This window comes from Streptomyces sp. NPDC052079 (assembly GCF_040680275.1).
Lineage (GTDB): Bacteria > Actinomycetota > Actinomycetes > Streptomycetales > Streptomycetaceae > Streptomyces.
Genome location: NZ_JBFAWL010000005.1, coordinates 150381 through 169307 on the forward strand (window position 1 = coordinate 150381; position 18927 = coordinate 169307).

The 18927-nt window shown below is 72.2% G+C and carries 18 protein-coding genes and 2 pseudogenes; 9 read left to right on the top strand and 11 right to left on the bottom strand.

Annotation, left to right across the window (positions count from 1 at the left end):
- Positions 1-63 precede the first annotated feature (63 nt).
- Together AB0L56_RS11515 and AB0L56_RS11520 are read right to left on the bottom strand one after the other, a co-directional pair.
- A complete protein-coding gene (locus AB0L56_RS11515) occupies positions 64-399 on the bottom strand; it encodes a tetratricopeptide repeat protein (RefSeq protein ID WP_365421727.1) in 336 nt (111 codons plus the stop codon).
- Between the two features lie 171 nt (positions 400-570).
- Positions 571-693 (bottom strand): hypothetical protein, encoded by a 123-nt coding sequence (locus AB0L56_RS11520; RefSeq protein WP_365421730.1) that lies wholly within the window; start codon positions 691-693, stop codon positions 571-573.
- A gap of 105 nt (positions 694-798) precedes the next feature.
- Between AB0L56_RS11520 and AB0L56_RS11525 the strand changes: the two genes are divergently transcribed.
- The 3 genes from AB0L56_RS11525 to AB0L56_RS11535 all read left to right on the top strand — a co-directional run bounded on the left by AB0L56_RS11525 (position 799) and on the right by AB0L56_RS11535 (position 2970).
- Positions 799-1488, top strand: coding sequence for a PAS domain-containing protein (locus tag AB0L56_RS11525; protein ID WP_365421733.1), 690 nt, complete (start codon positions 799-801; stop codon positions 1486-1488).
- Complete coding sequence (locus AB0L56_RS11530) at positions 1485-2462, top strand: pyridoxal-phosphate dependent enzyme (RefSeq protein WP_365421735.1); 978 nt, start codon at positions 1485-1487, stop codon at positions 2460-2462. The genes AB0L56_RS11525 and AB0L56_RS11530 overlap by 4 nt, the downstream gene beginning before the upstream one ends.
- A gap of 148 nt (positions 2463-2610) precedes the next feature.
- On the top strand, positions 2611-2970 hold the full coding sequence (locus tag AB0L56_RS11535; protein WP_365421738.1) for a cupin domain-containing protein: 360 nt from the start codon (positions 2611-2613) through the stop codon (positions 2968-2970).
- Positions 2971-2989: 19 nt separating this feature from the next.
- On the opposite strand, the gene AB0L56_RS11540 is transcribed toward AB0L56_RS11535, so the two are convergent.
- Complete coding sequence (locus tag AB0L56_RS11540) at positions 2990-4363, bottom strand: hypothetical protein (RefSeq protein ID WP_365421740.1); 1374 nt, start codon at positions 4361-4363, stop codon at positions 2990-2992.
- A 172-nt stretch (positions 4364-4535) separates the two neighbouring features.
- On the opposite strand from AB0L56_RS11540, the gene AB0L56_RS11545 reads away from it, so the two are divergent.
- Entirely contained in the window at positions 4536-5375 is an 840-nt protein-coding gene (locus tag AB0L56_RS11545; protein ID WP_361025114.1) for a patatin-like phospholipase family protein, read from the top strand.
- A gap of 28 nt (positions 5376-5403) precedes the next feature.
- Here AB0L56_RS11545 and AB0L56_RS11550 read toward each other — a convergent pair whose 3' ends face one another.
- The 5 genes and pseudogenes from AB0L56_RS11550 to AB0L56_RS11570 all read right to left on the bottom strand — a co-directional run.
- Positions 5404-6768, bottom strand: a complete 1365-nt coding sequence (locus AB0L56_RS11550) for a VWA domain-containing protein (RefSeq protein WP_365421744.1) — start codon at positions 6766-6768, stop codon at positions 5404-5406.
- Positions 6765-7622: a MoxR family ATPase gene (locus AB0L56_RS11555; RefSeq protein WP_365421747.1), complete on the bottom strand. Its 858-nt coding sequence runs from the start codon at positions 7620-7622 to the stop codon at positions 6765-6767. Before AB0L56_RS11555 ends, AB0L56_RS11550 begins: the two co-directional genes overlap by 4 nt.
- A gap of 113 nt (positions 7623-7735) precedes the next feature.
- A complete protein-coding gene (locus tag AB0L56_RS11560) occupies positions 7736-8377 on the bottom strand; it encodes an LUD domain-containing protein (protein WP_365421749.1) in 642 nt (213 codons plus the stop codon).
- On the bottom strand, positions 8374-9852 hold the full coding sequence (locus AB0L56_RS11565; RefSeq protein WP_365421752.1) for a LutB/LldF family L-lactate oxidation iron-sulfur protein: 1479 nt from the start codon (positions 9850-9852) through the stop codon (positions 8374-8376). Before AB0L56_RS11565 ends, AB0L56_RS11560 begins: the two co-directional genes overlap by 4 nt.
- 4 nt (positions 9853-9856) lie before the next feature.
- A pseudogene (locus AB0L56_RS11570) lies at positions 9857-10603 on the bottom strand ((Fe-S)-binding protein); the annotation flags it as partial.
- Between the two features lie 215 nt (positions 10604-10818).
- On the opposite strand from AB0L56_RS11570, the gene AB0L56_RS11575 reads away from it, so the two are divergent.
- Together AB0L56_RS11575 and AB0L56_RS11580 are read left to right on the top strand one after the other, a co-directional pair.
- On the top strand, positions 10819-12120 hold the full coding sequence (locus AB0L56_RS11575; RefSeq protein WP_365421755.1) for an alpha/beta fold hydrolase: 1302 nt from the start codon (positions 10819-10821) through the stop codon (positions 12118-12120).
- A gap of 44 nt (positions 12121-12164) precedes the next feature.
- Positions 12165-12908, top strand: coding sequence for a PIG-L deacetylase family protein (locus tag AB0L56_RS11580; RefSeq protein WP_365421758.1), 744 nt, complete (start codon positions 12165-12167; stop codon positions 12906-12908).
- 255 nt (positions 12909-13163) lie between these two features.
- Here the strand turns inward: AB0L56_RS11580 and AB0L56_RS11585 are convergent, their stop codons facing one another.
- The gene (locus tag AB0L56_RS11585) at positions 13164-14612 is read right to left on the bottom strand and encodes a cytochrome P450 (protein ID WP_365421761.1); all 1449 of its coding nucleotides are present in this window, start codon (positions 14610-14612) and stop codon (positions 13164-13166) included.
- A gap of 126 nt (positions 14613-14738) precedes the next feature.
- On the opposite strand from AB0L56_RS11585, the gene AB0L56_RS11590 reads away from it, so the two are divergent.
- Positions 14739-15359 carry a TetR/AcrR family transcriptional regulator gene (locus tag AB0L56_RS11590; protein ID WP_365421764.1) on the top strand — a complete coding sequence of 207 codons (621 nt, stop codon included), beginning with the start codon at positions 14739-14741 and terminating at the stop codon, positions 15357-15359.
- Positions 15360-15451: 92 nt separating this feature from the next.
- Positions 15452-16177, top strand: a complete 726-nt coding sequence (locus AB0L56_RS11595) for a DUF2470 domain-containing protein (RefSeq protein WP_361025145.1) — start codon at positions 15452-15454, stop codon at positions 16175-16177.
- Between the two features lie 27 nt (positions 16178-16204).
- Here AB0L56_RS11595 and AB0L56_RS11600 read toward each other — a convergent pair whose 3' ends face one another.
- On the bottom strand, positions 16205-17458 hold the full coding sequence (locus AB0L56_RS11600; RefSeq protein ID WP_365421768.1) for an aromatic acid exporter family protein: 1254 nt from the start codon (positions 17456-17458) through the stop codon (positions 16205-16207).
- Positions 17459-17539: 81 nt separating this feature from the next.
- Positions 17540-18028, bottom strand: a complete 489-nt coding sequence (locus tag AB0L56_RS11605) for an FBP domain-containing protein (RefSeq protein WP_365421771.1) — start codon at positions 18026-18028, stop codon at positions 17540-17542.
- A 186-nt stretch (positions 18029-18214) separates the two neighbouring features.
- Between AB0L56_RS11605 and AB0L56_RS11610 the strand changes: the two are divergent.
- A pseudogene (locus tag AB0L56_RS11610) lies at positions 18215-18898 on the top strand (ROK family transcriptional regulator); the annotation flags it as partial.
- Positions 18899-18927 lie beyond the last annotated feature (29 nt).

Here is an 18927-nt window from a genome sequence, read left to right on the forward strand (position 1 = left end):
CCAGCGGCGAGGGCGGCGGACGTACGGAGACGGCGCCACGGTGTCATGACCCGGGCCGCACGGCTACGCGTCGTCGAACTCGCCGCCCAGCGCCGCGGCGATGCGCAGATGCGGCCGGGCCTCGTCGTCGCGTCCCTGCCGCTGGAGGGTGCGCCCCAGCATCAGCCGGGCGTAGTGCTCCACCACGATGACCCTCAACTCCGCCTCCGCCCGGCGCAGCTGGGCCGAGTGGTAGTAGGCCCGCGCCAGCAGCAGCCGCGGTCCGGTCTGCTCCGGCACCTCCTCGACCAGCGTGCCCAGGACGCGCGCGGCAGCGGCGTAGTCCTTGGCGTCGAAGAACATCCCGGCGCGTTCCCAGCGCTCGGTCGGCGTTCCGTGGTCGTAGTAGATGGTGTCCACTCGTGACCTCCTTCGGCGCCGACAACGGGTCGCGTCAGTGGTCTATTCCCATGACGGTGAAATGGATTTCTCTCCCCGCTCGACGGGCGGTCGGCTGATCGCCGACCTCCCTACGCGTCCCGGCGGTGCTGGGTCTGGATCACGGCTGTGAACTGCGTAAACCTCGAGGGATCAGGTGATCGAACCAGCCCCGGTGAGGTCGGCCGCGACGGCGGACCAGGTGGTGCGCATGCGCGTCGACCACGGGGGCGGCTGGACCAGCCGCCGGGGAGACGAGCCTCTGACGGCGGCCATACCGCGATACAACCGTGCGGCCACACGAATCAGCGCATGGACGATCTGTCCAGGCGCTGGACGTGTCGTCTAAGGTGAGGGGAGGAGAAGGCGGGAGGTCTGCCCATGACAGCCGTACCGGCCAGGGACGCCGAGCGGGACGCGATTCTCGCCGCGCTGGCGCCGGTCGTCGACGGGATCGCGGCGACGTTCGGACCGGTGTGCGAAGCGGTGTTGCACGACTACCGGCGCCCCGAGCAGTCGGTGGTCGCCGTGGCCGGGTCGGTGACCGGGCGCGCGGTGGGCGGGGCGATGAGCGAGATCGGCATGCGGGTGCTGGCCCGCGGCGACGAGGCGGCCGACGAGCTGAACTACGTCACCCGGACCGGGAACGGCACGCTCGTGAAGTCCTCCACCATGGTGCTCCGGGACTCCACGGGAGCGGTGTTCGGCGCCCTGTGCGTCAACGTCGACGTCACCGCCGTCGGCCAGGTGCACACCCTGCTCGGCGCGCTCGCCGGCCTCGGCGCGGGACCGGCCGAACCGCCGACGACGACCTTCGGCAACGACATCGACTCCGTGGTCGAGGCGATCGTCGACGCCCACCAGTTGCGGCAGCACCGCGGCTGGGCACAACTCGACCGCGCGGAACGCCTGCGGCTGTTCCGTGACCTGGACGCCCGCGGGGTGTTCGCCGTACGGCGCGCCGTCGAGCAGGTCGCCGGCCGGCTCGGGATCTCCCGCGCCACCGCCTACAACTACCTCTCCCAGTCCAGGACGACGACCGACCCGACGCCCTCCGGAGGCACCGCGTGACGACCACCACCCCGCCGATCACCCTCGACGACGTCCGCTCCGCCGCCGAGCGCCTCAAGGGCGTAGCCCACCGCACGCCGGTCCTGCGCTCCCGCACACTGGACGCGCTCGTCGGCGCCGAGGTCCACCTCAAGTGCGAGAACTTCCAGCGCGTGGGCGCGTTCAAGTTCCGCGGCGCCTACAACGCGGCCTCCCGGCTCACTCCCGGACAGCTGGCCCGGGGCATCGCCGCCTACTCCTCCGGCAACCACGCCCAGGCGGTCGCCCTGGCCGCACGGGAGCTGGGCACCACCGCCGTCATCGTCATGCCCGAGGACGCCCCGCCGTCGAAGCGGGCGGCCACCGAAGGGTACTGCGCCGAGATCGTCACCTACGACCGGTACACCGGCGACCGGGTCGCCGTCGCCGAGGCCCTCGCCGCCGAGCGGGGCCTGACCGTCGTACCGCCGTACGAGCATCCGCACATCATGGCCGGGCAGGGCACCGCGGCGCTGGAGCTGGTGGAGGAGGCGGGTGAGCTGGGCGTCCTGCTGGCACCGGTCGGCGGCGGCGGACTGATCGCCGGGAGCGCCACCGCGGTCAAGGGTCTGCACCCCGCCACGCGGGTGATCGGAGTCGAACCGGAGACCGGGGACGACACCAAGAGGTCGCTGGAGGCGGGACGGCGCGTCAGCATCCCGGTGCCGCGCACCATCGCCGACGGCCAGGCCCTGCCCACCCCGGGTGAGCTGACCTTCTCGGTCAACCGGCGGCTCCTCGACGGAATCGCGCTCGTCGGCGACGACGAGATCCGGGACGCGATGCGGTTCGCCTTCGAACGGCTGAAGATCGTCCTCGAACCGAGCGGCGCCACCCCGCTCGCCGCGCTGCTCACCGGCCGAGTGGCCCCGCTCCGGGGCCGGGTCGGCGTCATCCTGTCCGGCGGCAACGTCGACGCCGCGCGGTTCGCCCAGCTCTGCGGGGCGGGCGACTGACGGACCGCCCGGCCGTCGTCACCCGAATGGCGGCCCCGAGTGGACGGACGGACGATGAAGAAATGGGGCCCGGGCCCGCCGGTGCCGTTCGGGCCGGACGGAGACCGGACCCGGTCGTAAAGGGTGACGACCGGAAGGGAGCAGGGGCATGTTCGAGGTGAAGACGCTGGACAAGCCCGACGAGCGACGCGACTACCCCAGGGGGCACCTGGAAGCCGTCCACCTGACCGGACTGGACTTCGCCGTCGCCACCTTCGAGCCGGGGTGGCGCTGGTCCGAGTCCGTCGGCCCCATCGCGGGGACGGAGACCTGCCAGATCCACCACAACGGCTACGTGGTCCAGGGACGCATGCACATCCGCATGGACGACGGCGGCGAGGGCGAGCTCGGCCCCGGTGACGTCTACGTCTGCCCACCGGGGCACGACGCGTGGGTCGTCGGCGACGACCAGGTCGTGGTGTACGACTTCGCCGGCGCCATGGCCCAGGACTACGCGAAGGCGGAGTAGCCGGCCAAGGCCTGCCCGGTCACCCGGAGTTGTACCCCCAGCGGGCACGGCCGTCCTTGCCCGTGAAGCACTTGGCGGGACGGCCGTCGGCCGTGGTCGCGGTCGCGCCCACGGGTGAGCAGAACTGCCCGAACCCGACACCGGCCTGACCGCCCCCGCCGGAGCCCGAACCGCCGGTGGAGCCACCGCTGGTGGAGCCTCCCCCGTTGGATGAGCCCCCGCCGGTGCTCCCTCCTGTGGAGCCGCCACCGGTGCTGCCGCCGGTGCCTCCGCCCGTCGAGCCGCCGCCCGTGGTGCTGTTGTACGAGGGTTTCGGATCGGGCTTGGGCTCGGGTTTCGGCTTCGGCTTCGGCTTGGGCTCCGGGCTGGGCTCGGTGCACGGCTCGCCGGAGCCGATGAGCCACAGGCGGACCGACTCCGACCCCAAGATCCGGACACCGGGCTCGGGGTGCTGGCGGCAGACGGCCCAGTCCTCCGCGTCCTCTTCGCGCAGGAGCTTGCCCGTATGGGCGTGGAAGGGGAACACCGGGTCCAGACGGAGGACTTCGAGCGTCTCCGAGGCCTCGTCGAACTGCGAGCCGACGAGGTCCGGCATCGTCAGCCGACGCGGGCCGAGCAGCCGGGTCGGGCACTCCTCCTGCACGGGGACCGCGTACAGCGTGAGCGTCCCGCCGGACGGACGCACCGTCAGGTCGGGGGAGGGTGCCTGGAAGCACACCCGCCAGCCCGGTTCGTCGGGCCGCACCGACCGCGGGCCGGAGGCGGCATAGGACGCCGAGACCGTCGCCCAGCCGTCGTCACGGGCGCGGGCCGCCGCCGTATCCAAGGCGGAGCCGGTGAAGTCGGCGACCACGGCCGCGGACCGCTTGCTGTCGTCCCGGGCCAGGGGTTCCTGCCCGTCGGACCCGGACCCGGATCCGGAACCCAGCCCGCCCACCACCATCGCGGCCGCGAGCACGGTCACCGCGACCGGGTGCCGCCGCACCCATGTGAACAGCCGGGTACCCCGTCCCGGACGCAGCGGGGAACCGGGGTGCAGCAGTTCCCCCGCCGCCTCCAGGAGTGCGCCCTTCGGGTCGATCTTCGATCCGTGCAGCCTGTGCGGCCTGCCGTCGACGAGGATCTCGACGGAGTCGAGCACCCCCGACGCCCGCCGGAGGATGTGCAGGGGTCGCGGGACCCGGGTGGCCCGGGGGGAGAGGACGCTGCCGAGCAGGATGAGTCCGTCGTCGGTGAGCACGGCGACGCCCCACCCGTCGTGGTAGACGGCCCGCACGGTCTCGCCGGACCGGAGTTCCGCCCGCAGTGCCTTCCTGTGACTCTCGGGGACGGTGACGGTTTCACCCGCGGCGATGACGGCGGCAAGAGGGTCTGGGGTCAGTGGATCGGGCATCGGTTCCCTCGTGCTGAGCGGCCGTCGGTCTCGGACATAGCGGGATGTTAGCCGATCGTCGATCTTCCTCGGCATGGACTTGACACGAGTAATCGGGGAGTGCTCCCCGTTTGCGTGGTAGTGTCGGCCAGCAGAAGCGGGGACAGGTCCCCGATGGGGAGGAGGGGTCGGTGTGTTCGATACGGCACTGGTGCTGGGCGGCGGCGGGCTGACCGCGTACGCCTGGGAGACCGGCGTACTGGCGGGGCTGGCGAAGGCGGGCGTGGAGGTCGGCGACGCCGAGGTGCTGGCCGGCACCTCGGCGGGCTCGCTGCTCGCGCTGGAGCTGGCGACGGGAGCCGCGCCGGCCGACCTGTACGAGGAACAGGTGAGCGGCAAGCGGGTCATGCCGGACGTGCACTTCACCCTCGGCATGACGGTCAAGTACCTCTGGGCGGCCCTCGGTTCACGCGACCCGGACACGGTGGTCCGCAGGCTGGGCAGACTCGCGCTGTCGGTGCGCGGAATGTCGGAGACCGATGTCTTCGACGCCCTCGGACCTCAACTGCCGGTACGGGAATGGCCGGAGCGGACACTGCGGTTCTTCGCCACCGACGCCTGCACCGGGCGGACCGAGGGGTTCGGCGCCGACAGCGGCGTCGAATTGCTGCGGGCCATGGCGGCCTCCTGCGCGCTGCCGCCGGTGTTTCCGCCGATCGCGGTGGGGGAGGGGCGCTGGATGGACGGAGGCGTGCGGTCCACGACCAACGCGGACCTGGTGGACGACTGCCGGCGGGTCGTCGTCCTGGCTCCGATTCCCAAGGGGCCGGGAGCGAGCCCCAGCACCGTCGACCAGGTGGCCGCGCTGAGGGCGGGCGCTGCCCACGCCACCCTGCTGACGCCGGACCGGGAGGCCCGCCGGGCCTTCGGCCGCAACGCCCTGGACGCCTCCCGCATTCCGGGCGCGGCCCGGGAGGGACTGCGGCAGGGGGCCGAGTACGCCGATCAGGTCCGGGCCGTCTGGCACGCCTGACCCACGGCCGCCCGGTCCGGCGGCCGGGTCACACCGGCAGCAGCCGCCCCACCAGCGCGTTCAACTGCCGTACGGTGCGGCACTCGTGCATCTCCAGCAGCTCCGCGTACTCGGGTGCCGCGGAGTCGCCCGTGCCCCAGAGGGAGCGCTGCTCGGGGTTCAGCCAGTGCACGCGCCGGGCGCGCCCGACCAGCTCGCGCACGGCCGGCAGATTGGGGTCGCCCATGTTGGTGCGGGCGTCGCCGAGAACGAACACCGTGGTCCGCGGGCCCACGGCGTCGGCGTACCGCTCGGTGAACTCGCCCAAGGCCATGCCGTAGTCGCTGCTGCCGTGCCAGCCGGTGAGAGTCGCCTCGGCGCGGATCCGGGCGCCGAGGCCCTCCGCGTCGGCCGCGCCGTGCACGAGCAGCCCGGTCACCTCATCGATCCGGTTGACGAAGGCGAACACCCGTACCTTGCTGAACTGGTCGTGCAGCGCCTGCACCAGCAGCATCGTGAAGTCGGAGAACCCGGACACCGAGCCCGACACGTCGCACAGCAGCACCAGTTCGGGCCGTGCGGGCCGGCGCCGGCGCAGCACGGGCCGCATCGGCACCCCGCCGGTCGACAGCGAGCCGCGCAGGGTGCGGCGCAGATCGATGGTGCCCCGCGCGGCCCTGCGGCGGCGGGCGGCCAGCCGGGTCGCCAGCTTCCGGGCCAACGGCTCCACCGTCCGCCGCAGTTCAGCCAGCCGGTCCTTCCCGGCGAACAGGAAGTCGACCCGGTCGGCCGTCGGCGCCACCGCACGCCGGGCGACCTCGTCACGGCCCCGCCGTTCCGCCACCCGGCGCCGTGCCTCCACGGCCACCATCCGGCGGAACTCCTCGATGCGCCGCCGGATCTCGTCCTCGAGGAGCCGGTCGCCGAAGCTCCCGCCGCCGTCCCTCCCGCGCACCTCGTCCCGCACCCGCGCCAGCAGCGTCTGCGGACGGATCCGGTCCAGGGCCTGGTACGACGACCAGCCGTCCGAGCCCGGTGAACTGCCGTATCCGCCGAAGCCGTCGACCGCCTCCACCGCCAGCCGGCCCAGCCGTGCCGTGTCGTTGTCGGCGAGCGCGGCGGCCAGCCGCTCACGCAGCTCGTCCCGGTCCCCGGACCCGCCCTCGGGGGCGCCGACCCGGCGGGGGAAGTACAGGTCGAAGACCGCGTCGAACACCGGGCGTTCGGCGTTTCCGTGCAGCACGGTGGCCGCCAGGCCCTCGCGGAGCAGTTCCCGGTCGGCGAGTCCGAGCGCCTCCACCGCCCGCGCGGCGTCCACGGTCTCGCCCGTGCCGATGCGCAGGCCGTGGGAGCGGAGCGCGTCCACGAGCCCGGCCAGCCGGGCCGCGAGGTCCTGGTCGGCGACGGCGTTCACACGGCGTCCAGGTCGAGCTTGGCCGCCGCCTTCTGAATGTCGTCCCGGTGCTTGAGAATCACGCCGAGACTGTCGCGTACGACCGTCTCGTCCAGGGTGCCGGCGCCCAGCGCCAGCAGGGTGCGGGCCCAGTCGATGGTCTCCGCCACGGAGGGCACCTTGCGCAGATCCATCGCACGCAGGGCACCCACCACCCGGACGACGGAGTCGGCCAGCGCGGCGTCGATGCCCGGCACCTTCAGCCGCACGATCCGCCGCTCCAGCTCCGCGTCGGGAAAGCCGATATACAGGAACAGGCAGCGGCGGCGCAGCGCCTCGGACAGCTCCCGGGTGGCGTTCGAGGTGAGCACCACGAACGGACGCCGGGTCGCGGTGACGGTGCCCAGTTCGGGAACGGTCACCTGGAAGTCGCTGAGGATCTCGAGGAGCAGACCCTCGACCTCCACGTCCGCCTTGTCGGTCTCGTCGATCAGCAGCACCTTGGGGTCGTCGCCGCGGATGGCCGTCAGCAGCGGACGGGGCAGCAGGAACTCCTCGCTGAAGATGTCCGTGCGCGTCTCGTCCCAGCTCTCGTCGCGGCCGGCGCTGATCCGCAGCAGTTGCTTGGCGTGGTTCCACTCGTACAGGGCCCGGGACTCGTCGACTCCCTCGTAGCACTGGAGCCGCACCAGCCGCGCCCCGGCGACGTTCGCGACGGCCTTGGCGAGCTCGGTCTTGCCGACCCCGGCGGGGCCCTCCACCAGCAGTGGCTTGCCGAGCCGGTCGGCGAGGAAGACGGTCGTGGCGACCGCGGGCGACGCGAGATAGCCGGTCTCGGCGAGGCGCGCGGAGACGTCGTCGACGGAAGTGAACAACAGGGCCTCCGGCTGAGCACGGGGAACGACGGTGTCCGGACACCCCTCGGGTGCCCGGACACTATCTAAGCGCTTGCTCATCACTCTGTCACGGGGTCGCGGCCCCCGGCGGTTCACCCGACCAGCACGACGTCCAGCGCGCGCGGCCCGTGCACGCCCTCCACCCGGTCGAGTTCGATGTCGCTGGTCGCCGAAGGACCGGAGATCCACGTGAGCGGGCGGGCCGGATCGAGGCGTGCGAGGGCCTGCGGGACAGAGGAGACGATCTGGTCCGGGACCCGCACCACACAGATGTGGTGGTCGGGGACCAGAGTGATGCGCCGCCGGCCCTGGTCGGGGGAGCCGTCCAGCACGATCGTGCCCGTCTCGGCCACGGCCACCGCGCAGGCGGTCACCACACTGTCCACCCGGTCCAGCTCCCGCGGGGTGCTCTCCGCCCGGTCGGCCACCCGGGTCACCTCCGCCGACGCGAGCCACGCCGCGTCGAGACCGGACGGCACGAGCACCGACGACGCGCCACGCGCCGCGAGCAGCCCGGCGACCACACCGGCCAGCCCGGCCGCGTCGGTACGGTGCACGACCGCCCGGTAGTCGGCCAGGTTCTCGGCGAGCAGGTCGACCGTCTCTTCGGGCGTGCGCTGGCCGTGCACGCGCAGATAGTCCCGGGCCACCGCCCGCTCGTACGGCGTGTCGTCCCTCGGCACGTCGGCGAGGGCCCGCCGCACCCGGCCGAGGATCCGTTCCCTGCTGCTCACCCGGCACCGCCCTTTCCGCCCTGCGTACGCTTCCACCAGTCCCGGAACGGCTCCGCCGGCACCGGCGGCAGGTCCCGCGTGCCGCTCCACGCCCGGCCGGGGCCCGGCAGGGTGCGCGGATGCAGACGCCGGGTGCGCGAGGCGAGGCGCTGGCCGGCCCGCAGGGCTCCGGGACGGGTGAACGCCCATCGCGCGGCGCGCATCGCGGCACGCTCGGCGGCGTGCCCCTTCGCGGGTCGCAGCACCACCTTGTTTCCCGCCCGCGTCACCGGGCCGCCCTCCACCACCCGCTCCCTCAGATGCACCAGCACCTCGGGGATGTCGATGGCCACCGGGCACACCTCGTAGCAGGCCCCGCACAGCGACGAGGCGTACGGCAGGGACGCGTCGACCGCGCTGCCGGTGCCCCGCAGTTGGGGACTGAGGATCGCGCCGATCGGCCCGGGGTAGACCGAGCCGTACGCGTGCCCGCCCGCCCGCTCGTACACGGGGCACACATTGAGGCACGCCGAGCAGCGGATGCAGCGCAGTGCCTGCCGGCCGACCTCGTCGGCGAGGGTGTCGGTGCGGCCGTTGTCCAGGAGCACCAGGTGGAAGGTGCGCGGGCCGTCCTCCTGTGTGGTGCCGGTCCAGGTGCTGGTGTACGGGTTCATCCGCTCGGCGGTCGAGGAGCGGGGGAGGGTCTGCAGGAACACCTCCAGGTCCTGCCAGGTCGGCACGATCTTCTCGATGCCGACGACCGAGATCAGCGTCTCGGGGAGGGTCAGGCACATCCGGCCGTTGCCCTCGGACTCCACCACCACCAGCGTGCCGGTGTCCGCGACCATGAAGTTGGCCCCGGAGATGCCCACCTTGGCGCGCAGGAACTTCTCCCGCAGATGCAGCCGTGCCGCCTCCGCCAGTTCGGCGGGCGTGTCCGTGAGCCCGTTCGGGGCGGGGCGGCCCCACTCGCCCATCTCGCGGGCGAAGATCTCCCGGATCTCCCCGCGGTTGCGGTGGATCGCCGGCACCAGGATGTGCGAGGGCCGGTCCTTGCCCAACTGCACGATCAGCTCGGCCAGATCGGTCTCGTAGGCGCGGATGCCCTCGGCCTCCAGGGCCTCGTTGAGCCCGATCTCCTGGGTGGCCATCGACTTGACCTTGACCACCTCCGACTCACCGGTCTCCTTGACCAGCCGGGCGACGATCCGGTTGGCCTCGCCGGCGTCGGCGGCCCAGTGCACGGTGCCGCCCGCGGCCGTCACCGACTCCTCCAACTGGACGAGGTAGCGGGCGAGATGACGAAGCGTGTGGTCCTTGATCCGCTTCCCCGCCTCCCGCAGCTCGGCCCAGTCCGGCACCTCCGCCACGGCCTTCGCGCGCTTGGCCCGGATGGTGTGCGTGGCATGCCGCAGATTGCCGCGCAGGGTGGTGTCGCGCACGGCGTCCCGGGCGGCCTCCGGAAACGCCGGCATCCCGACGAACGTCCCGCTCATACGGCGGTTCCTCCTCCGTGCTCGCCAGGATCTCCGCGATGTGCACCGGCCGCATGCCGGTGCGCAGCCTCGTCATCGTTCCGCCGATGTGCATCAGACAGGAGTTGTCCGCCGCGCACAGCACCCCGGCGCCCGTCGACTCGGCGTTGCGCACCTTGTCGGTTCCCATCGCCGCCGAGACGTCGGAGTTCTTCAGCGCGAAGGTGCCGCCGAATCCGCAGCACTCGTCGGCGCCCGGCAGTTCGGCCAGCTCCAGCCCCTTCACCGCCCGCAGCAGTTGCAGCGGCCGGTCGCCCAGGCCCAGTCCGCGCAGCCCGTGACAGGTCGGGTGGTAGGTCACCTTGTGCGGGTAGTACGCCCCGACGTCGGTCACCCCGAGTACATCCACCAGGAACTCCGTGAGCTCGTACGTCTTCGGCACGACCGGCGCCAGGGTCGCCGCGAGGGCGTCCCCCCGCCCCTCCGCCCGGGCCCGCTCACCCATCCTCGGGTACAGCTCCCGCACCATCGCCCCGCACGACCCGGACGGCGTCACGATCGCCTCGTAGTCCCGGAAGACCTCGGAGAAGTGCCGGGCCAGCGGCTCCGCCTCGTGCCGGTACCCGGTGTTGTAGTGAGCCTGACCGCAACAGGTCTGCGCCATCGGGAAGTCGACATCGACGCCCAGCCGGGTCAGGAGTCTCACCACGGCGCGCCCGGTGTCCGGAAAGAGCGTGTCGTTGACGCAGGTCAGGAACAGAGCGACACGCATCGCGGCTCCTCAGCGGTTGGATCATCGGGTGACTGCAGGGTAGTGCCGGAGCGGGAGGCCGGGGGAGACCCGGGTCACCACCGGGCGAGCCGGGCCTGCCCGCCCGCCGGGTAACGGTCATTTCGGCAAAATTTCATGATCCCGGGCTCCTTGGCCGGAGGAACATATGGTGAACTGGGTCACGGTCCGACAATCCGTTCGTCCCGGGAGTCCCGTTGACCGTCAGCTACCGCCAGCCCGGCGTGGTCCTCACCGACCACCGCTTCACCGTGCCCCTCGACCACGACGACCCCTCGGGGGAGACGATCGAGCTGTACGCGCGTGAGGTCGTCGCGAGCGACAAGGCCGGCCGGGACCTGCCCTGGCTGCTCTACCTCCAGGGCGGCCCGGGATTCGGGGCTAACCGTTTCATCGGGAAGCAGGCCTGGCTCGGCCGTGCCCTCGAGGACTACCGCGTACTGCTCCTCGACCAGCGCGGCACCGGCCACTCCACCCCCGCCAACCGGCAGACGCTCCCGCTGCGCGGCGGCCCCGCCGCACAGGCCGACTACGTCACCCGCTTCCGCGCCGACGCCATCGTGCGGGACTGCGAGGCCATTCGTCCCCAGGTGACCGGCGGCGCCCCCTGGGCCGTGCTCGGCCAGAGCTTCGGCGGCTTCTGCACCGTCGCGTATCTGTCCATGGCCCCCGAGGGACTGGACACGGCGCTGATCACCGGCGGTCTGCCGTCCCTGGACGCCCACGCCGACGACATCTACCGGGCCGCCTACCCGCGCATCGAACGCAAGGTCGCCGCGCACTACGCCCGCTACCCGCAGGACGTCGAGCGCGCCCGCCGCATCGCCGACCACCTGCTCACCCACGACGTCGACCTCCCGAACGGCTACCGCTTCACCGTCGAGGCGTTCCAGTCCCTCGGCAGCATGCTCGGCGGCAGCGAGGGCAGCCACCGGCTGCACCACCTCCTGGAGGACGCCTTCGTGCCGACCCCGGGCGGCCCCGAGCTCTCCGACGCCTTCCAGGAGCAGGTCCAGGGCCTGCTGTCGTTCGCCGGCCACCCGCTGTACGCGCTCGTCCACGAGGCGGCCTACGGCCAGGACGCCCGGCCCACCGCCTGGTCGGCCGAACGCGTGCGGGCCGAGTTCCCTCGGTTCGACGCGGCCAAGACGCTCGCCGGCGACGAGCCGCTGCTGTTCACCGGCGAGACCATTCACCCCTGGATGTTCGACTGCGACCCCGCGCTGCGCCCCCTGCGCGAGACCGCCGAGCTGCTCGCCGCACGCACCGACTGGACGCCCCTGTACGACCCCGCTCGCCTCGCCGTCAACGAGGTCCCGGCCGCGGCGGCGGTCTACCACGACGACATGTACGTCCACACGCCCCACAGCCTGGAGACCGCCCGGGCCATCCGCGGTCTGCGCACCTGGGTCACCGACGAGTTCGAGCACGACGGCGTCCGCGCCGGCGGCCCCCGCGTCCTGGACCGGCTGCTCGCCCTGGCGCGCGACGAGGCGTGACACGGACCCCGCCGCGCTTCGGTGCGGCGGGTTAGTCTTCCGGCATGACCGAGCCGACGACCAGTCAACTCCAGCCCATGCCCGACGACTGGCAGCGCGCCCTGGCCGTGGTCGCCCACCCGGACGACCTCGAGTACGGCTGCGCCGCGGCGATCGCCTCCTGGACCGACGCCGGCCGTGAGGTCTCGTACGTGCTGGCGACCCGCGGCGAGGCGGGCATCGAGACGGTTGAGCCGGCGAAGTGCGGCCCGCTCAGGGAGCGGGAGCAGCGGGCGAGCGCGGCCGTAGTCGGCGTGTCGGAGGTCGCCTTCCTCGACCACGCGGACGGCGTCATCGAGTACGGCCCCGCGCTGCGCCGCGACATCGCCGCCGCCATCCGCCGGTACCGGCCGGAGCTGGTGATCACCCTGAACCACCGGGACACCTGGGGCGGCACGTACTGGAACACCCCCGACCACGTCGCGGTCGGCCGGGCAACGCTCGACGCGGCCGGTGACGCCGGCAACCGCTGGATCTTCCCGGAACTGATCGAACAGGGCCTCGACCCCTGGAACGGCGTCCGCTGGGTGGCGGTCGCCGGTTCCCACACGCCAACACACGCCGTAGACGCAACCCCCGGCCTGGAACGAGCGATCCACTCCCTCCTCGAACACCGCACCTACATCAAGGCGCTAACCAACGAAAACCCGGAAACCTACGCCCGCAACCTGCTAACCCGCTTCGCCGAAGAAACGGGCAAACGGTTCGAAAACCGCCTAGCGGTAGCGTTCGAACTATTCCCCCGCTAGGTGACGACAAGGCCTGCCGCCGCGATCCGCGCCCCGCTGCGGCGATCCGCCTCCCGCTGCCGCGATCCGCGCCCCGCTGCCGCAATCCGCGGGCAGTCGTGCCTCCCCCAGTGCCTTAAAGGCCTGGGAGGTACCCCCAGGGCGGCACGGGTGGGCGCGACGGCACCCCGAATGCGCCGGGCTGCGCACACATCCCCCGGGTCACACCAGCCGGCGGCACCCCGTATGCGCCGGGCCGCGCAAACACCCCCCGGGTCACACCAACCCGCGCCGCTCCGGCCACACCCGCAACCCCTCCGGCATCAGCGTCAGCCGCTCCGCGACCCGCAGCCGATACGCAGGATCCGGACGCAACTCATACCGCCGCAACAGCAACCCCAACACCAACGTCGCCTCATGCAACGCAAACTGCCGCCCGATACACGCCCGCGCCCCCGTCCCGAACGGCTTGTACACGTGCGCCCCCCGCCCCCGCACCGCCCGCGCCTCAAACCGATCCGGATCGAACCGCTCGGCATCCGCCCCCCACACCGAGGGGTCCCGGTGCAGCATCGGGGTGAGCACCAGCGTCCACGCGCCCCGCCGCATCGGATGCTCCCCCGCCAGCACCGTATCCGCACGAGCCTCCCGCGCGAACCCCGGCGCCGTCGGCCACAACCGCAGCGACTCGTCCAGCACCCGCCGCACATAGCGCAGCTTGGCGACCTGCTCATACCCGGGAGCCGCCGTGTCGCCCCACACACGGTCCACCTCCGCGCGGGCGCGAGCCGCGACCTCGGGCTCCCGGGACAGGTAGTGCAGGGCGAACGACAGCGCACCCGAGGTGGTCTCATGACCAGCCACCAGGAAGGTGATGACCTGCCGACGCACGTTCTCCGCCGACAGCCGCTCCCCGGTCTCCGGATGCGCGGTATCCAGCATCCGGTCCAGCAAATCCCCACCCCCACCGCCACCCGCCCGCCGCACCCGGATCACCTCGTCCACGATCCCGTTCAGCCGCCCGATGTCCGCCGCATTGCGACGACTCGCCCGGCGCAGCAGCAGCGGGGTCAGCGGCGCGGGAACGATGTTCAGCCGCTGCGCGTAGGTGAGCGTGCCGACCATCGCCGTAACGAACGGGTGCGGTCGCGCCCGCTCGAAGGACCCGAAGTCGTGCCCGAACCCGGTCCGCGCGATGGTCTCCAGCGTCAGCTTGGTCATGTCCCCGGGCACATCCACCGCCCGGCCCCCGGCCGCCGCACGGTCCCAGTGGTCCATCAGCCGCTCCGCCACGGCCAGCATCATCGGGTGGTAACCGGCCATGGCCTCACGGCTGAACCCGGGGGCCAGCACATCGTGCGCCAGCTGCCAGTTGGGCTCGTGGTTGTACGCGGTGAACAGCCCGTCGCCCGCGACCGGCCGCAGATTGGCGACCCCCAGCCCGACATGCTTGGCGAACCGCGACTCGTCCGCCAGGTCCGCCACCAGCTCCGCGCCCCAGGTGAACACGAACTCCCTGCCGAACGCGTTCCGCCGGAAGATCGGCCCCAGCCGGCGGGCGTACTTCACGGAGTCCTGGATCGGGGTGCGTCCGCCGGCGCCGATGATGTCGCCGGCCAGCGGCACGCGGTACGGCGGGTGGGGGATGCGGTGCAGCGCGGGCCAGCCCTGTTCCGCGCTGCGGAACCCCTTCGGCAGCCCGGTCCGTGTCGTCGTCTCCGCCATGACGCGATCCCCTCCGAACGCGATCTCCTTCGACCCGGCGAGCGAGTGCGACGTGTTGTACGCGAGTTCAATAAAGCGGCCTCAGTCTGGTCCGGTTGTTGAACCGCCGTCAAGTACAGTGCGGGAATGGCCGGGAACCAGGGCGGGCGGACGCGCCGCCGGCTCAGCACCGAGGAGCGCCGGGAGCAGCTTCTGTCGGTCGGGGCGCGGCTGTTCTCCGAGAGCCCTTACGACGATGTGTGGATCGAGCAGGTCGCCGAGATCGCCGGGGTCTCACGAGGGCTGCTCTACCACTACTTCCCGACGAAACGGGACTTCTTCGCGGCCGTGGTGGAGCGCGAGAGCGAGCGGATGCTCCGGATGACGGCGGCGGTGCCCGGTGTCCCGGTGCGTGAACAGCTCACCGCGGGTCTCGACACCTATCTGGAGTACGTCGAGGCCCATGCCCACGGTTACCGCGCCTTCCACCGTGCCGACGCGGCGGGGGACCAGGCGGTGCGCCGGGTCTACCGGCGGGCGCTGGCCGCGCAGGAGCGGCAGATCCTGGCCGCGCTCGCGGCGGACCCCGAGTTCGGGCCGGTGCTCGGGACCCGGCCGGACACCCGGATCGCGGTGCGCGGCTGGCTGGCCTTCACCACCGCCGTCTGTCTGGAGTGGCTGCGCGGCTCGGAGTTGGGGCGCGAGCAGGTACGGGACCTCTGCGCCCGTGCCCTGCTCGGTGTGCTCACGCCGTCAAAGGTCTCGTAAAGGCTGAAAGGTCTCGTAAAGATCACGCCACCTGGTTGGCGCGCACCCCGATCTTCGATAGCTTAGGCAAGGCTTACCTAAGAGGAGGTTCGATGGGTGACGACACGCACGGCTGGACGGCCGAGCCCGGCGCGGCGGAGCGGGCCCGCTCGGTGCTCGCCACCGCCTGGTCCTGCACGGTGACCGCGGGCGGCGCCCGGGAGGAGTTCGTCGGCGCGCACACCGTGACCGACGACGGCCGGGTGCTGCTGGAGGTGCCCGAGGACAGCGTCCTGCTCGCCGCCGCGATCTGCGCGCCGCGCGGCGAGCCGTCCGCCGTGCTGGAACTCGCCGACGTGGCACCCGTCCCCGTGCGCAGCCGTATCCGCGCCCGGCTGTGGCTGGCCGGCTGGTTCCGCGTCGAGGACGGGCGACTCGCCTTCCAGGCCACGCGGGTGGTGCTCCGCCGGCCGTCCGGTGCCGTACTCGTGGACGCCGACGACTTCGCCGCCGCCGCGCCCGACCCGCTCGCCACCGCCGAGGCCCGACTGCTGACCCACCTCGCCGACTGCCACGCCGACGCCGTCGAACGGCTGACGCGCCTGGTCGACCGGGGCAGTCTGCACGGCGCGGTCCGGGTCCAGCCGCTCGCCGTGGACCGGCACGGACTGACCCTGCGTATCGAGCGGGTCCGCACGGGCGGTGACGTACGCCTGCCGTTCCACGCGCCGGCGGACGACGTCGCCGAACTCACCGAACGCATGCATGTGCTGCTCTCCCAGGCCGCCGCCGCCTGCCCCCGAGCCCTGCAGCGGCAGCGCACGGACGGCGACCGGTGAGGCGTTCACGGCGAACCGGTGCCCGTGTCACTGCGAGCGCTGGGAGGCATCGGGACGTTTCCGGCGCAGGCGCTCCGGCACGGCCAGCCGCTCCCGCATCCGGGTGAGACGCGGCAGCCGCTCGCGCTGCTCCCGCGTGTGCCGGTCCAGTTCCTCGAACAGCCGGCGTGTGCGGTGCTCGGTGTCCAACTCGTCGAGGATGCGGTTGACCTCGGTCAGCACCGCCCCCAGCAGCTGCCACTGGCGGGGGTCGCGCTGGATCTCCTGGTAGAGCAGCTCGGCCAGCTTGTCGCGGGTGGCCGCCGCCTGCCGCAACTCGGAGGAGAGCCGCTCCTCCGCCGACTCGGCGTTCGCGCTGACGCTCGTGGTCACCAGCACCGCGAAGCTGACCACGGCGTCCGCGATCTCGGACAGCAACCGCTGGAACACCGCCGCCGTCTCGGGCTCGAACAGCCGGCCGGGCCCGCGCTCCTTGGCCAGGTCGGTCAGGGTGCGTGCCAGCACCCGCAGCACCACCGTGCAGATCTCCAGCGTGTCCAGGCCGGTGCGCAGCACGATGCGGTGCAGCAGCCCCTCACGCACCCGGGGGTTGAGCCGCAGACTGTCCTCGGCCTGCCGGAGGTCCGCGTCCACCTGGTAGATGTCGTGGTCCAGCCGGCGCGCCTCGTACAGCCGGGCCACCGCGCGCTCGGAGGGCGGGCCCTCCGCCGCCTCCTCACCGATCCGCAGCATCAGCTGCCGCACCCGCCGCGCCAGCCCCTCGATCGACTCGCCGGCCTCCTCCACCCACACCGGCGGCGCCAGCAGCAGGTTGAACGCCATGCCGACGACCGCTCCGATGAGCGTTTCCACGATCCGGGCCCAGGCGGTGTCCCCGGGGGTGGTCACGCCCAGCACCAGCATCGCGCTGATCGCCACTTCGGGGACGAACTCGTCCACCCGCACGAAATGGCCGACGATCAGCGACGCCAGGATGAGCAGACCCAGACTCCACCAGGTCAGACCCACCAGCAGGCTGAAGAGAATGGCCAGGACCACCCCGGTCACCACGGAGTTCACCCGGCGTATCCCGGTGGTCAGGGTGGAGTACAGGGTGACCTGGACGACGAGCAGCGCGGTCAGCGGGGCAGTGAGCGGCGCGGCCTCCGGACTCAGACGCACCGCGATGACGTAGGCGACCGTCGCGGCGGCCGCCGACCGGACGGTCTGCACGGTCACCGGGTCCCGGTGCCGCTTGACGAAGCGAACGGCCGGGGCGGTCATCTCACGTACCACTTGCATCCTCGGACGGTTCCCCGTCCCCGGACGCATCGAACGTGTTCAGGCGCGACGGGAGCCCCTCGGGGGACAAGCGGGCAGGGCCTACAGCTTGTCGAGAAAGGCGAACAGGTTCCCGCGCGTGCGGTCGATCTGCTCCTCCAGGGTGAGGCTCTCCTCGAAGCGGGGTCCGGTCTCCGTTTCCTTCAGACCGCGCAGATACAGGGAACAGGCGAGGTCAATGCAGATGTAGGCGCCGACCGAGTTGCCCTCCCGGCCGGCGGCACCCGCCTTGCGCGCCGTCATCAGGGAGACACCGCCGCGCGGATGGGTTGTCAGGCACAGGGAGCACATGCTGCGGTGCAGGAAGCCGCGCCGGGCGGGCTGGAACCGCATGGCCACACCGACGAGACGGTCCTGGCGCTCGGTGACGAGATAGCTGCGGTCGGGTGCGCCGGGATCCCGCCAGCCCAGGAAATCGAGGTCGCCCCAGGGCCGTTCGTCCAGGTCCCGGGGCACGGCGAGCCGCTTGGCCTCCCCCTTGGAACAGTTGATGAACGAGGTGCGGATGTCCTGCTCGGTGAGCGCTCTCATGGGGGCCGTCTCCTGGCGGTCTCTGTGCGTGTGCCGTGCACGCGTACGCGTGCTCCTCCGAAACCTAAACGGTGTAGGTTCCTGTTTTCCCAGCGTAAGTACCGGGCGGTCCGGGAAGCCACCGAATTTCCCCGGCGGTATGTTGCAGGTCGGGCAGGGTCGTGGAAGGTCTTGGAAGGAGCCCACATGGCGGGGCGGAACGGGCGCACGGTGCGCGACCTCAGACGGGCCAACCGCACGGCCGTGCTGCACCGGCTGTACTTCGACGGCCCGCTGAGCCGCTTCGAGCTCGGGCCCGCGACCGGGCTCAGCTCCGGATCCGTGAGCAATGTCGTCGCCGACCTGGTCGCCGACGGGCTCGTCGAGGAGGCCGGCAGTGTCGACTCCGACGGTGGCCGGCCGCGCACCTTGCTGCGGGTGGCGCCGCTCAGCGGCCACATGATCGGCGTCGACGTGGGCGAGACCCGGGTACGCATCGAACTGTTCGACCTGACCCTCACCGAGCTCGCCCGCGCGGAACGTCCGCTGGAGCAGCAGCGCTACGAAGTCGAGGTCATCGTCGACCACATCCGCTCCGGCATCGACGAGGTGCTCGGCGCCGCGGGACCCGCCCCCGAGCGGCTCCTGGGCGTCGGCATCGGCGTCCCCGGCATCGTCGAGCGCACCCCCGACCGGGGTGCCGTCGTACACGGGCAGACCATCGGCTGGGACACGGTCCCCCTGGAGACGCTGCTGCACACCGGCTCCCCGCTGCCCGGCACCGTGCCGTACTTCATCGACAACGGTGCCAAGACCCTGGGCCAGGCCGAGATGTGGTTCGGCGCCGGACGCGGCGCCCGCAACGCCCTCGTGGTGCTCTTCGGCTCCGGCTTCTTCACCCGCGGCGGCCGCCGCCCCGA